Source organism: Bradyrhizobium sp. (genome assembly GCF_019244115.1).
Taxonomy (GTDB): Bacteria; Pseudomonadota; Alphaproteobacteria; order Rhizobiales; family Xanthobacteraceae; genus Bradyrhizobium.
Window position 1 is genome coordinate 50,317 of sequence record NZ_JAFATE010000506.1, and the last position, 13,595, is coordinate 63,911.

The 13,595-nt window shown below is 64.1% G+C and carries 13 protein-coding genes; 6 read left to right on the plus strand and 7 right to left on the minus strand.

From position 1 onward, the window contains the following. Window positions 1–169 precede the first annotated feature (169 nt). Window positions 170–1,198, plus strand: coding sequence for a Gfo/Idh/MocA family protein (locus JOZ76_RS22495; protein WP_291702001.1), 1,029 nt, complete (start codon window positions 170–172; stop codon window positions 1,196–1,198). A 254-nt stretch (window positions 1,199–1,452) separates the two neighbouring features. After that, complete coding sequence (locus tag JOZ76_RS22500) at window positions 1,453–1,851, plus strand: hypothetical protein (RefSeq protein WP_291702003.1); 399 nt, start codon at window positions 1,453–1,455, stop codon at window positions 1,849–1,851. Between the two features lie 333 nt (window positions 1,852–2,184). Here JOZ76_RS22500 and JOZ76_RS22505 read toward each other — a convergent pair whose 3' ends face one another. Then, on the minus strand, window positions 2,185–2,838 hold the full coding sequence (locus JOZ76_RS22505; protein WP_291702005.1) for a hypothetical protein: 654 nt from the start codon (window positions 2,836–2,838) through the stop codon (window positions 2,185–2,187). 1,037 nt (window positions 2,839–3,875) lie between these two features. Here JOZ76_RS22505 and JOZ76_RS22510 point away from each other — a divergent pair. Beyond that, entirely contained in the window at window positions 3,876–4,118 is a 243-nt protein-coding gene (locus JOZ76_RS22510; RefSeq protein WP_291702007.1) for a hypothetical protein, read from the plus strand. A gap of 89 nt (window positions 4,119–4,207) precedes the next feature. Here the strand turns inward: JOZ76_RS22510 and JOZ76_RS22515 are convergent, their stop codons facing one another. Next, window positions 4,208–4,657, minus strand: a complete 450-nt coding sequence (locus tag JOZ76_RS22515; RefSeq protein ID WP_291702030.1) for a GNAT family N-acetyltransferase — start codon at window positions 4,655–4,657, stop codon at window positions 4,208–4,210. Window positions 4,658–4,832: 175 nt separating this feature from the next. On the opposite strand from JOZ76_RS22515, the gene JOZ76_RS22520 reads away from it, so the two are divergent. Continuing rightward, a complete protein-coding gene (locus JOZ76_RS22520) occupies window positions 4,833–5,339 on the plus strand; it encodes a MarR family winged helix-turn-helix transcriptional regulator (RefSeq protein ID WP_291702009.1) in 507 nt (168 codons plus the stop codon). A 14-nt stretch (window positions 5,340–5,353) separates the two neighbouring features. On the opposite strand, the gene JOZ76_RS22525 is transcribed toward JOZ76_RS22520, so the two are convergent. Beyond that, window positions 5,354–7,003: an indolepyruvate oxidoreductase subunit beta family protein gene (locus tag JOZ76_RS22525; protein WP_291702011.1), complete on the minus strand. Its 1,650-nt coding sequence runs from the start codon at window positions 7,001–7,003 to the stop codon at window positions 5,354–5,356. Continuing rightward, window positions 6,913–9,066: an indolepyruvate ferredoxin oxidoreductase subunit alpha gene (locus JOZ76_RS22530; protein WP_291702013.1), complete on the minus strand. Its 2,154-nt coding sequence runs from the start codon at window positions 9,064–9,066 to the stop codon at window positions 6,913–6,915. The genes JOZ76_RS22525 and JOZ76_RS22530 overlap by 91 nt, the downstream gene beginning before the upstream one ends. A 528-nt stretch (window positions 9,067–9,594) precedes the next feature. Here JOZ76_RS22530 and JOZ76_RS22535 point away from each other — a divergent pair. Beyond that, on the plus strand, window positions 9,595–10,377 hold the full coding sequence (locus JOZ76_RS22535; RefSeq protein WP_291702015.1) for a cyclase family protein: 783 nt from the start codon (window positions 9,595–9,597) through the stop codon (window positions 10,375–10,377). Between the two features lie 226 nt (window positions 10,378–10,603). On the opposite strand, the gene JOZ76_RS22540 is transcribed toward JOZ76_RS22535, so the two are convergent. Then, window positions 10,604–12,049 carry a sulfatase family protein gene (locus JOZ76_RS22540; RefSeq protein ID WP_291702017.1) on the minus strand — a complete coding sequence of 482 codons (1,446 nt, stop codon included), beginning with the start codon at window positions 12,047–12,049 and terminating at the stop codon, window positions 10,604–10,606. Window positions 12,050–12,161: 112 nt separating this feature from the next. Further along, entirely contained in the window at window positions 12,162–12,335 is a 174-nt protein-coding gene (locus JOZ76_RS22545; protein WP_291702018.1) for a hypothetical protein, read from the minus strand. 186 nt (window positions 12,336–12,521) lie between these two features. Between JOZ76_RS22545 and JOZ76_RS22550 the strand changes: the two genes are divergently transcribed. After that, entirely contained in the window at window positions 12,522–12,773 is a 252-nt protein-coding gene (locus JOZ76_RS22550) for a hypothetical protein (RefSeq protein ID WP_291702020.1), read from the plus strand. A gap of 112 nt (window positions 12,774–12,885) precedes the next feature. Here JOZ76_RS22550 and JOZ76_RS22555 read toward each other — a convergent pair whose 3' ends face one another. Next, window positions 12,886–13,299 (minus strand): YybH family protein, encoded by a 414-nt coding sequence (locus tag JOZ76_RS22555; protein WP_291702022.1) that lies wholly within the window; start codon window positions 13,297–13,299, stop codon window positions 12,886–12,888. Window positions 13,300–13,595 lie beyond the last annotated feature (296 nt).

Genomic DNA, 13,595 nt, shown 5'->3' on the forward strand with positions numbered 1-13,595 from the left:
TGCCGCGGTCTGTTTGGTTGCCGATGCCACCCGATCGATCGGCCCTGGGCACGATCTTGCAGGCGGACTTTCGGTGAGGTTTACAGAGAGGCCGCACGTCACTACGGTGATGAATGCTAAGGATATCCTACGCGCTCAGCCGCTGAATTCCGGGTCGAACACAATGTCGATGGACACGCCAAGCCAAACGCTCAAACCCGTGCGCTGGGGTGTTCTCGGGGCTGGCAACTTTCCCTTGAAAGTCAGCCTGCCCGGCATGAAGCGCGGCCCGCTGACGGAGATCGTTGCGCTCGCCTCGCGCGAGACAGCCAAAGCGCAGGCCGCGGCGCAAGCGCTCGGGATTCCCCGGGCCTATGGCAGCTATGAGGAACTGCTGGCCGATCCCGAGATCGAGGTGATCTACAACCCTCTGCCCAACCACATGCATGTGGACTGGAGCACGCGCGCCGCGCGGGCCGGCAAGCATGTGCTGTGCGAAAAACCGATCGCGCTCGATGCCGCCGATGCCGAAACGTTGATCGCGGTGCAGCGCGAGACCGGCAAGCTGATCTGCGAAGCCTTCATGATCCGCTATCACCCGCAATGGCGCCAGGCGAGGGAATGGGTGCAGAGCGGGCGCATCGGCGAACTATTGAGCGTGCAGACGGCGTTTTCCTATTTCAACCGCGATGCCACCAACATCCGCAACCGCAAGGAGGTCGGCGGCGGCGCGCTCTATGACATCGGCTGCTATGCCGTGAACACCTCGCGCTTTCTGTTCGGCCGCGAGCCGCTTCGCGCGGTCGCGCTGATCGAGCGCGATCCCGATTTCGGCACCGATCGCCTGACCTCGGGCCTGCTCGATTTCGGCGGCGCGCATTTGACCTTCACCTGTTCGACCCAGCTCGTGCCCTATCAGCGCGTCAACGCGCTCGGCACCAAGGGACGCATCGAGATCGAAATCCCGTTCAACGCGCCCGCCGACCGGCCATGCCGCGTCTTTCTCGACGACGGCTCGGTGCTGGGCGGCGGCTCGGCTGAGCTGACAACGTTCCCGATCGTCGATCAGTACAACCTGCAGAGCGAGGCGTTTTCGAGAGCTGTCCGAACCGGCTCGGATGTCGAAAACGGACCGGAGGTCGCGGCCGCCAACATGCGCGTCATCGACGCGCTGTTTCGCTCGGCCGCAAGCGGCGGCTGGGAGAAGATCGCGCGCTGAGGCGCGCTCTCGACGGTGCCTCAGTGGATCGACCCTTAGTCGATTCCGGCGGAGGACGAAATAACGCGGCGGGCCGATTCCGACGTCAAGTCGTTCTGGCACAGGCCGCTTGCCGGTCCGCATCGCGCTCTGCAATGACAGTCTCAGGACACGCACGGACGGCGAGCATGGTTCTTCCTCAAAGCCTGAGCTCTTATCAGTATCGCCCGCGCACCTTTTCATTTCAGGGCGCTCGGACGAGCGGCAGGTGGCGTGTGAAGATCAATGTCATAACGGTGCGGGACACGGCATCGCAATTCACCGATATTGTCGAAGCCGCGTGGGAGACAGTTGTTTCTATTCTTCGCGGAGTACCCGAAACGGACATCGATACGAATGTCGCTTTCCTCACCCTGCATGTAGGTACGGCGGGGGTATGGCTTCTGATTGACCGATGGGAAGACGGCGACATGCTGCGCCATCATCACTTTCGTGCTGCGTTGGATGATCCGATCCACTTCGCCGATGTCAGCTCCGACCACTATGGCCCCTGCGTCTGGGAGCTGGCGGTCCAGGCGTACGAGCGACAGGCTTGGCTTACCCACGTTTTGGCCAATCCGGCAGGACCCGACATCGAGGCATACCTCACGGCCGGGCTGAGTGGCTCCATCTGAATCTGATGGAGCGAGGAAGCGTGCGATATGTCCACCGCGAGAATTGATGGCTGCCTTTGCCCATCGTGGGCGATCCTTTCGCGCCGACGACATGACGCCGCTGGGTCACCGGCTGCCTTCCTGACTGCGCCAGCATCGCTGTTTACCGCCCTCATACCCCCGCTTGTTGCGATCCTGGCCGCTGTCTCCTCGACAACGAGAGCATGCCAAGTCGCGGAGATTGAGAGAACGGAGAACCGGGCGCTGAGAAACCAAAGTCTGCGTCGGGACTGAGGCACCGCGTCCGGGCCGTGAACCAGGTCCACGCACCGCGTGCGTTGCGCGGGCAAGTTGCTAGACGCTCTCGTGAGCATGCGGCCTCAGCGAGCTCGCTAGCACGCCGAATCTGGACCTCGCCATCTGCAGCATCGCATCGTGCCGCCACAGAAAACCGGGAACGATCGCACAGAGCGTGGTCCTGATCTGCTCTTCATCCGAATCGCCTGCGAACCAGTCCATCTCGTCTTCCGACCAGATCCGCGAGTGCTGCGCAACCGAGGCGATCCAGCCGGCGCTTGCAACATACTCGCCCCAGACATGCGCAACGAGCCCGAGCGCCGCTCCTTCCTGGTGCGCCCGCTCGGAAATCGCACCGAGCACGCAGGCCCTGAAAAAGTGATGCAGCCGCCTGAAATGGATGTCATGGGGGCTTTGCGCTTCTGGCCTGCTCGCCGGAAAGTCGTCGAACTGCAACGCCAGCATGCGCCCCTGCGCGGCATAGGTCTTGGGCAGGCCGCTTGCATAGGACTTCTCGACCGACCGATTGATCTTGAGCTCCGCGCGTATGTTGGCGAAGGCGACCAGAAGCATGGCGCGCTCGACGGATGCCTCGTTCTTCAGCCTGGCGAGCAGCATCTCTGCGAGCTCCGGCAACGACATATCGAACGCCCGCGCGAAGCGCTCGCCTCGGGTCGGCTCCCTGCTCTTTCCCGCAAGCCACCGAAACATCACGGCGGTCCTCAAGGCAGTTGTCGCTGCTGGCACCGCTGATTGTCGACGTCCGTGCGAGCTGCCCGCGTCCCGGCTCTGGCGTTCGTATCACCTTGCGGCGAACTCGTTCACGAACGTCGGAGCGCTCCCCCGGGGGCACGCCCAAATTCAAGTTCCGGTGTGATCTCTGTCCGACATTCGCCGACCGGACCTAAGGTTCATTTGCTGAAGCGAATGTCGGGCACGCCACACCGGTAGCGTCCAGGCAACGGACTTCGACTCAAAAAAAGCGGCACCACATATCATCGGCCGTTGCGAGGTGTCCCGGAATTCCGAAATGGGCCTCGCTCCGGCCGGCCCCATGCTCCCATAACCGATGGCCGCTTTGCAAGTACCCGCGTGATGGCGCAGCGCATCGGACCGCCACTGTCGTCTTCGGCCGAAGCGCCAAGCTCATGATATTCAGCATGCAATATGCGATATCCGATGTCCGTCGAGCGGCGCCGATGCAGCCGCGGGCCCGGTCCGAGATCGCAACCTGCCTCACCGACCGGTCAGCCCAGAAGCAGGTCCGCGAACGGATCCTGATGGAGCGGCCTTTGCGGTGCAGCCGTCGTTCGCCTGGGGACGCTATCGGCGCGATCGGTCCGGCCGCCAGGCTGGCCGAACTGCCGCGTCTTGGAAAGATACGCAGGGCTGGCTGCGAATGAAACCGTGCACGCGGCCAGCACGGCCATGAGTATCGCGCGTCTTGATATGATGTTGGTCACTGCATTCTCCTCGATCGCAACGTCGATGCCGCGGCAGGAGCGTCGACGGCTCGGCGGTTGCACATCAAGGACGGCTCCGCACGCCAAAATATTTCACGCTCACACGACACGATTCCGTGCGCCCCGCGCGAGCCGATCGATCGCGATGATTGATTCACGCGCGGTTGAACGCGTGTGAGCGAATAGTGCGTTCGTTCGGCCAGTCAATATGAATATCTGGCTCAATGAATATCTGGCTCACACGGCCAGACCGCTTTGGCTCGTATTGCAAAATGGAGAAACCCGATGACCAGCCTCAGACTCATGTCGACTGGATTGATGGCGGTGGCGATGCTCGCGACGCCGGCTATGGCGCGAATCCACCATCACGCGAACCAGCCCCGCCTGCATGTCAGCGCGTCCGGGTCCGCGGCGCCCATCGATCTGGGGGGCGGCCGCCTGTGCTATCCGGCGCCGCGGATCGGCGCGTTCGCCACGGCGCCGTGGACCGGCGACAACATTCCCTGCGAGCCGAGTCCAGGCATGTAGACCGCCGCCGCCGTCGGACGCCGACGTTCCAAGCAAAGCCATGGCCGGGCCACGGGCCCGGCCATGATGCGATCGTCGCGATACGAAAGTCAGACCCAAGAGCGCTTTTCCATGAAGACGCTGAGCGGGTCCGGTGCGTAGTTTCCGAACGGCGCGATCGCCACGAAGCCGGCGCTCCGGTACAGCGCGATGGCTTCCTTCTGCTTGACGCCGGTTTCGAGCCGGACCACGCGTTTCTCCTCGCCTGCGATCGCTTCGAGCGCGCGCAGGATGCGGCGGCCCAGCCCCCTGCCCCGATGCGCCGCCGCGACGAACATCCGCTTCAGCTCACATTCGCCCGGCCGGCTGCGGACCAGCGCGCCACAGCCGACGGCTTCGCCCGCGCAGAGAGCGCCGAGAAAGGTGACGTCGGGCGAGGCGAGCGTCGCGATGTCCGTGAGATGATTGTTCTCGGCGGGATATAATGATGCGAGATAGCAGTCGCTCGCCGCGATCAGTTGACGGACGTCGTCGCGATCGGGAGCGATGATCGCCAGCATATAGGGGTCCGGCTCCGTCGTCGGCAAGACATCTCCCCAAATTACCATCGCCGAAATTTTCGAGGCCCGCCAAACGGTCGCCGGCGCGCCGGGGCACGGCACAAGATGGTTGCAAGCGACGCCAAATATCTGTTTGAGTCAAGCTGAAGCTCGAGAGCGGATCGCAGGAGAGGCAATGGCGGAGCGGTTTTCCGGAAGCGTGTTACGCAGCGATGCGGGCGACGACCAGCTGCTTCCGAGCCTCGGCGAGATCGGGCTCAACAATTTCGCCCCCTATCTGATGAACCGCATCATGGCGCGGTGGAACACCAACATTGCCGAGGAGCTGAGGGCGCTCGACATCACTACAGCCCAGATGCGGGCGCTCGCCGTGCTCAGCGTCTCCTCACAGGTCACGATCAACGAGCTCAGCGTGTTTGCGGTCACCGAGCAGTCCACCATGAGCCGGACGCTCGATTCGCTCGAAGAGCTGGGCTTTGTCCGCCGCCAGCCGCGCCTCGACGACATGCGGGTGCGCGAGGTCTCGATCACGGCGAAGGGCCGCACGGCATTCGACAAGGTCTGGCCGGTGCTTTATCGCGGGCTATTGCAGATGTTCGACGGCGTCGAGGAGGACGAGTACCGGAATTTTCTCGGCACGCTGCACAAGATCCTGCGCAACATCCGCAAGCACGACATCTGATCCCCGAAAAAAGCCTACAGCGTGGCGACCGTCTTCAACGCGCCGTCGAGTGCGAGCCCCTCTTCGTCCATCAGCGCGGCCTGGCACAGCCGCCTGAGCCAGTCCGCGCCGTCCTGCCGTCCCGCGAGCAGCGGCAGCGCCGCCATGACCCGGTCGAATTTCGACTGGCCACGCGCGTGCGTGTCCGAATAGCCCTTGACCAGGCGGCGGCACTTCAACGCCTCTACCGCGAGATCGTAGTTCGACGACAAAAGGCCGGTGGCGGCGCCGAGCCAGGCCTCGCGATGCAGCCGCTCGCGATAATGCCGCAGCGTGCCGCGGCGCATTCCGCGCAAACCCGAGACGAGATAGAGGCTGGCGAACCAGACAACCGTGCCGGTGCGCATGCGGCGGCCGCGGTTGACCAGCCGGTCGAGCGCCGCGAACAGTCTTGGGCGATCCTCGATCCATTGCCCGAGCCGCTTCGGCAGCGTGCCGCAGACCTCGTCCATGCGCGGGTGCAGGTATTCGGTGGTGTAGACGATCTGATCAGCCTTGGCGCCGACCTCGGCGCGCACCCGCGCAAAGCGCGCGCCGCGCACCTTGAGATCGGCGACGCGGATCACGTCGTCATAGGCCATGGCGACGGCGACATATTTGGCCGCTGCGACCGTGAAGGCAAAGCCGTCCGCGGCGCCGCCATGCTCGCGATCGCGAACGACGAGCGCACCGAGCCGGTCGAGATACTCGTTCGCATAGGCTACGTCCTGGAAGTCGACCAGGCGCTTCACGCCGGCGAACAACAGGCCGTGCGCGACATCGGGGAATTCGGCACGGATGCGGCCGACCAGTCTGTCGAGCGATGGATGGCCGGCGAAGTCCGGCAGCGGATCAAGCCGCTTGCGCGGGACGGCGGCGACGTCATCCCGCGGTTTGTCGCGCGCACGGGCGTAGGCGGCATCAAAGGCCCTGAGGCTCGCTTCCGCGCCACGGCCAGCGGCCCTGATCGTCGCCTCGAACGCGCTCCTGTCGAATGGCAGCACCGCGGCCGCCGCCAGCGCGCCGAACAGCGCCGCTGATATCACGCTGCCGTTCTCGAGCGCCAGCGCCTCCATGTCGAAGGCGATGGTCCGCTTCGCCGCAAAATCGGCCGCATCGACCACGGCGCGCGGATCGCCGGTGCCGTCGCCCGGCACCTCCTTCTCGCTGACGGCAAAGGAGCGATGCGTGGACGCGATCACCACCGTCTTGTCCGGCGTGACCAGGCCGCGCAGGATCGATCGCCCCGCCTCCATCATCTCGGCGGCGATGACGACGTCGACATCGCCGGGGGTCGGCATCAACGACAGGATCGGCGCGACACCGTCCCGCGGCGGCAGCATCTCGATATAATAGATCGTCGCTCCGGTGCGCTGCGCGACGCCGGGCACCGAGGTCGACTGCGCCGCAAAGCCCTGCGCCTCGGCGAGCGCCACGATCCAGTCGGTGAGCACACCGCCGCCCTGTCCGCCCATCGCGAGAATGGCGATGCTCAGCGGTTTTGTGCTCGCAAGCCTCGCTTCGCTGGTCGCATGCTGGTCGACGGCCGCCCCCTCTACTCCGCGAAGACGATCCGCCTCGCCTCGCGCCGGCGCTGCAGCCAGCCGATGACGGCGCCGCGCATGCGATGGACGAAGCGGTCCCACCAGTTCGGATTGTGGATAATGTCGGCGCGATAGAACGACGGACACAGCACCGCCGCCTCGGAGACCTCGCCGCAATTGCCGCAGCCGACGCAGTTGTTGTCGATCGCGGCGACCGGATCGTCCTTGAGCGGATCGTCGGTGTGTTTGACCGACAGCGACGGGCAGCCGGACAGGCGGATGCAGGCGTGATCGCCGGTGCAGACGTCCTCGTCGACGCCAAAACGCTGCTTCACCACGCGCTCGCCGTTCTTGACCGCTTTAAGGAATTGCGGGCGGACGCGGCGCTGCTTGTTCAGCATGCATTCCGAGGAGGCAACGATGACCTTTGGCCCCTTCTCCCTGGTCGTCAGCGCCTCGCGCAGAGTGTCGCGCATCTTCGCGACATCATAGGTGTGGTCGATCTGCCGCACCCATTCGACGCCGATGCCCTTGACTGCCTTGACGATCGAATTGTTGGTCTTGCGGTGCGGATTGAGGGCGCGGGAGGACATGATGTCCTGGCCGCCGGTCGCGGCGGAATAATAATTATCGACGACGAGGATGACGCCGTCCTGCTTGTTGAACACGGCGTTGCCGACCGAGGACGCCAGCCCGTTGTGCCAAAAGCCGCCGTCGCCCATGACCGCGATCGCCCGCTTGCCGGCCTCCACGTTGAACGCCGATGCCGAGGCCGGGCCGAGCCCATAACCCATCGTCGTGCCGCCGATGTTGAACGGCGGCAGGATCGAGAACAGATGGCAGCCGATGTCGGCGGAGACATGGTGCGGCCCGAGTTCCTTCTCCACGAGCTTCATCGCCGCAAAGATCGGTCGCTCCGGACAACCGATGCAGAAGCCGGGCGGCCGGGGCGGCACTACCTTGGCCAGCGCCTTTATCTTCGGGTCATTGAGAACAGGCGTCGGGTCCGGCACGGGCGGCTGGTTGCGCAGGAGCGTCCGCGCATGAACGGAGATGAACTCCCTGATGCCCTTGAGCATCACGGGCGCGGTATACTCGCCGCCCATCGGCAGCACGTCCTTGCCGGAGACTCTTGTCTGGATGTCGCGGCGGCACAAAATGGTGTTCAGTGCCTGCTCGATGTAGTCCGGTGCGCCCTCCTCGACCATCAGCACCGCCGTCTTCCCCGAGCAGAACGCGACGAGCTCGTCGTCGATCAACGGATAGGCGACATTCATGACATACAGCGGCACAAGCGAGCAGCCATACACGTCGGCAAGTCCGAGCTGCTGCAGCGCGCGCATCACCGAATTGTACATGCCGCCGAGCATCACGATGCCGATCTCGCCCTCGCCGGGGCCGAACAGCTCGTTGAGTTTCCGCTGCTTGACGAACTCGACCGCGGCCGGCCAGCGCCGCTCCAGCTTGTCCTTCTCGTGCAGGTAATTCGCCGGCGGCAGCACGATGCGGTTGACATCGCGCACCGGATTTTCCAGCGCCTCGCGCAACGTATGCTTCGGCTTCTGATTGTCTTTGGCTACGAACTGACCGTGCACGTGGCAGGCGCGGATCCGAACCTGGAGCATGACGGGCGTCGAGGACGCCTCCGACAGCTCAAAACCGTCCTCCACCGCCTTGACGATCGAGGGCAGGTTCGGCCGGGGATCGAGCAGCCAGATCTGCGACTTCATCGCAAAGGCATGCGAGCGCTCCTGCATGATCGAAGAGCCTTCGCCAAAGTCCTCGCCGATCACGATCAGCGCGCCGCCGATGACGCCGCCGGACGAGAGGTTCGACAGCGCGTCGGAGGCGACATTGGTGCCGGCGGTGGATTTCCAGGTCACCGCGCCGCGCACCGGATACATCACCGAGGCCGACAGCATCGCCGCAGCAGCGGCCTCCGAGGCCGAGGTCTCAAAGTGCACACCAAGGTCCTGCATGACATCCTTGGCATCGGCGAGCACGTCCATCAGATGCGAGATCGGCGAGCCCTGGTAGCCGCCGACATAGGCGACGCCCGACTGCAGCAGCGCCTTGGTGATCGCCAAAATGCCCTCGCCGCGAAAGATCTCGCCGGCGCCAAGCTTGAGATCCTGAACCTCGCGTTCAAAAGACCGTTCAGCCATGACATGCTCTCATCCGGTTGATCGATATGATGCGTTCCGCCTGGTGCGCGAACGGCCCCGCGGCGGCGAAAAATGGCCACGCTATAGAGAAGCCAGAATAGCAGGTGCGAAGGCCGCGCGCTTGCCCCGCGACGTTTCGAATTACTTGATGTCTAAACATATGCATATGCATGTCAATTGCCAGTCGCCTGCGCCTCGCCACGACGACTGGCATGGTCACAGCCCTTTGCGCCCGACATCGCGGCGCTCGGACAGGCAGGATAGCGGCGGAAATATCAGTACAAGCCGGGCCATTCGCATCACCAGGCCGGGCATCGACCACGCTGCGCCCAGGCCGTCGGCTGCTGACGTCGCTCGACAGAAATATGCCATCGCATATAACCAGCGAACCATCACCGTTGCGTTGACGCACGGCGCATCGAGACCTAAAGTCGCCGTGCGGCGACAGAGCGCGCATTCGCGGACGATTGAAAGCCAGTACGAAGGCCCTCAGACGCGAGCTCGGCTCGCAATGAAAGGTGATCGACCATGACGACGCCCGATCTTCTTGCTTTCGCCAGTGCCGTTTCGTCCGGTGCCATCCGCGTCATCGACCTGACGCAGACCCTGTCGGGCGAATTTCCGACCATCGTGCTGCCGCCGGAATTCGGGCAATGCGCGCCGTTCCGCCTCGAAGAGGTGTCGCGCTACGACGCGCGGGGCCCGGCCTGGTACTGGAACAATTTTACGGTCGGCGAGCACACGGGCACGCATTTCGACGCGCCGATCCACTGGGTCTCGGGCAAGGACCTGCCCGACAATTCGGTCGACACGATTCCGGCGGCAAAGTTCATCGCACCCGCCGCGGTGCTCGACTGTTCGAAGGAAGCGGCCGACGATCCCGACTTCATCCTGACCGTTCCCTTCGTCGAGCGCTGGGAGGCCGCGCATGGCCGTATCGAACCCGGCAGCTGGGTGCTGCTCCGCACCGACTGGTCGAAGAAGTCGCTGAAGGATTATCCCGGCCTGCGCGACGACGGCGCGCACACCCCGGGCCCGAGCCCGGAGGTGGTGAAATGGCTGGTCGAGGACCGCGACGTGCACGGATTTGGCACCGAGACGATCGGCACTGACGCCGGCCAGGCGCATCATTTCAACCCGCCCTATCCCGCGCATTTCTACATGCACGGCAAAGGCCGCTACGGGCTGCAATGCCTGACAAGGCTCGACGAGCTGCCGCCGAAAGGCGCGGTGATCGTCGCAGCTCCCCTGAAGATCAAGCAGGGTTCGGGCAGTCCGCTCCGCGTGCTGGCGCTGGTGCCGGGTCACTGAGCGATCGATCTTGAGCCCCGCATGCGCCGCATGACATGCTCGCCCGTTTCCCGAGCCGGCTCTCCCGCGGACTGAAGCAGCGGGGCAAGGTGGTCGAACAGGGCAACACGTCAGAGGGATTTTGTCGTCCGCAGCACGCCTATACGCGCCTGTTGCCCTGCCCTCGGCCCAGGCCATCGACGAGTCATTGAACCACGGCTGAACCCGCTCGATCCCGTCCACCGCTTCAGCGGAGCTCGGGATCCGGATCGAGCGTCACCGGCTTTGCGCCGGGCCGGTCCACCCACTGCTTGCCGGTGTTGCCCTCGGTGAAGCTGGTGGCCGTCTCCGGCAGCATGGTCGCGTTCCAGGCGTTCCACTCCGCGACGAGGCGATCATAGATATCCTTGTGCCGCTCCTTCATGTTGGCGCGCTCCATCGGATCATCGGCGACGTTGAACAGAAACGTATTGTCCAGAATCTTTAAGAATTTCCAGTCGCCGATCCGCGCCGCGCGCTGCCACAGCGACTTGTAGCGCCAGAACAGCCGGCGCTCGACCGCCGCCGCGCCGTCAGCGAGTTGCGGCAACAGGTTCATGCCGTCGGACGGGTAAGCCGGATCCGGCGCCGTGCCGGCGGCGGCCAACAGCGTCGGCAGCCAGTCCATGTTCGCGGTCACCTGCCCGCTGACGAAGCCTGCGGGAATCCGCGCGGGCCACGAGATCAGCGCAGGGATACGCAAGCCGCCCTCCAGAAGCTCGGTCTTTCGACCGCTGAAGGGCCAGGTGTCGGAAAATCGCTCGCCGCCATTGTCGCTGGTGAAGACGACGATCGTGTTGCGATCGAGGCCGTTGTCCTCGATCGCCTTCAGGACACGGCCGACCTGCTCGTCCAGCGCGAGCACCATCCGCTTGTAGGTCTCGCGCGAGCCGCCATCATAGTCGCGCAGGTTGTGGCCACCCAGTCGTTCGGACTCGGCCTGATCGTCCGGCCCCTCCCATGGCCAATGCGGCGCGCTGAAATGCAGGCTGAGCAGAAACGGCTGGCGGGCCTTTGCATACTCCGCGATCACGTTAACCGCGCGATCGCCGAGCAGGCTCGTCAAATAGCCGGCCTGCGCGACCGGCTGATCGCCATCCCAGAGATCCGGGTTGCCGGCGCTGTTGACATGCAGGAAGTAGTCGACCACGCCGGAGCGATAGCCGAAGAAATGATCGTAGCCGCTCTTTTGCGGACTGAAATCCGGCAGGTTGCCGAGATGCCATTTGCCCACCAGCGCCGTGCCATAGCCCGCTTTCTTCAGCAGCGATGGCAGCGTCGGATGCTCCGGCGGCAGGCCGATGCCGGGCTTGGTGATCGGCGCGATCGGCTCTTCCAGCCCGACCGGCAAGCGGACTTGGTAGCGGCCTGTGATGATGGCGACGCGCGAGGCGGTGCAGACCGGCGAGTTGGCGTAACCTTGCGTGAAGCGCGCGCCGCGCGCTGCGATGCGATCGATGTTCGGCGTCGCATAGTCGCGGCGGCCATTGCAGGAAATATCCGCATGCCCCATGTCGTCGGCGAGAATGAAGACGATGTTGGGCCGCTCCGACGGCTGCTGGGCGAAGGCGGCGCCATCAGCGCCGATGGTCAGGGCGGCACCGCCTGACGCTGCGCTCCGCAAGATCGTGCGTCGCGTGTATGTGGCGGTCATCGGCTCCACTCCAAATTCGGGCGCTTTGCACGTTGATCGACGATGTCGGTTGCGGATGCAAGCCGAAACGCGCGGAGCCCCTCAGCCCATGGAGCGGCAGATGCAAGCCGCCTCAGGCCGTATGTCCTGGATCGACCGTCGCCGGCGTCTTCTTATCGCGCTGCGGCGTCATCTTGGCGGGATCCGGCGCCCCGGGCACGCCACGCGGCCCAAGCTGCTCGCGCTGGATATCGTCTTCGGATTTTTCCGGTTCGATCCCGTTGATCGGTCGTTCGGTCTGCTTCATCGGCGTCTCCATTGCCATCATGCGCGTTCCGCGGGAGATTGCCTCGACGCATACCGGCAACTCCGCCAATAGGCTTTCGTTCGCCGACCCGCGGATGCCCGATGCGGAAACCTGGACCTGCGTTGGAACCAATGCAGACCCAGGACATCAATTCCAGAGGGGGCCAAAAAGCGTGGCTCGATCGGGATGAAAACGGGTTCCTGGCTCATCATCATTGTGCTGCTGGCGATCCTCGCGGCCGCCGGCTGGTTCGGTTACGCAGGTTTGACCACTGATCCCGGCGTGCCGATCTCGATCCACGGCTACATCGCGATGGCGCTCGGCATCTTCTTTTCGCTCGCCATCGGCATCGGACTGATGGCGCTGGTGTTCTACTCGAGCCGCGCCGGTTATGACGAACCGCCGCACCAGATCGGCGGGCGTTCCGACGAGGAATAGCTGGCACGCCGGATGCGCTGACCACGGCGTTGAAAGCCGCCGCGATATGCCAACGACGCGATGGAAGCGCTCATGGCGCGATAGGGCGAGCGCAGCGTGCTTGCTCAATGCGCTAGTCGGTCGCAGGTACGGAGTGATGCTCGTGCGCGATACGCCAGTCGCCGGCGACCTTGCGCAAACCCACGGTCAGCCGAAACAGGAAACCGTCCTTGTCCGCGGGGTTGCTGGAGGAGTCGGGACCACAGCGCATGATCGCGACCGCAAAGGCGACGTCCTGGCCTGCGGTCACGCTGAGTTCTTCGATATCGAAGGCCGCTCCGGGCTTGTGATAGCGGAACATCAAGTCCCAGGTCTGTTCGTACGCCTCGATCCCCTTGCACTGCAGGGGCGGCGGCAAGTCGAACATCACGATATCCCGCTCATGATGGGCGAGAATGGCTGGAACATCGTGCCGGCGGACGGCTTCCGCCCAGGATTCGAGAAGCGTCCTGATTTGGCTCTCTTCAATGTCGGCGTGCTCATGCATGGCTTTGCCTCCTTGGCAACCAGAGGACGAACGACCGGCCTCCAATCCGACATGAAGATGCGAAGGTTTCGCAACGCCTATCCCGCCGGTAGGCAGTTAGCAATTTGGTTGCAGTTCGGCACGTATGGTAACCGAAAGGGGGCGGACGAATCCTTTTGGCAGACCGCCGCTTTGCGCCGATGTCGACAAGCGCCATGGACGTCAAACCGAGTGGCAGGGGCATCCTGCTGCGACATTCCGCCGCCGACGATGGAAGGGCTGGTTCGAAGCACTGTGACTGCGAGGCGCGATTGTGT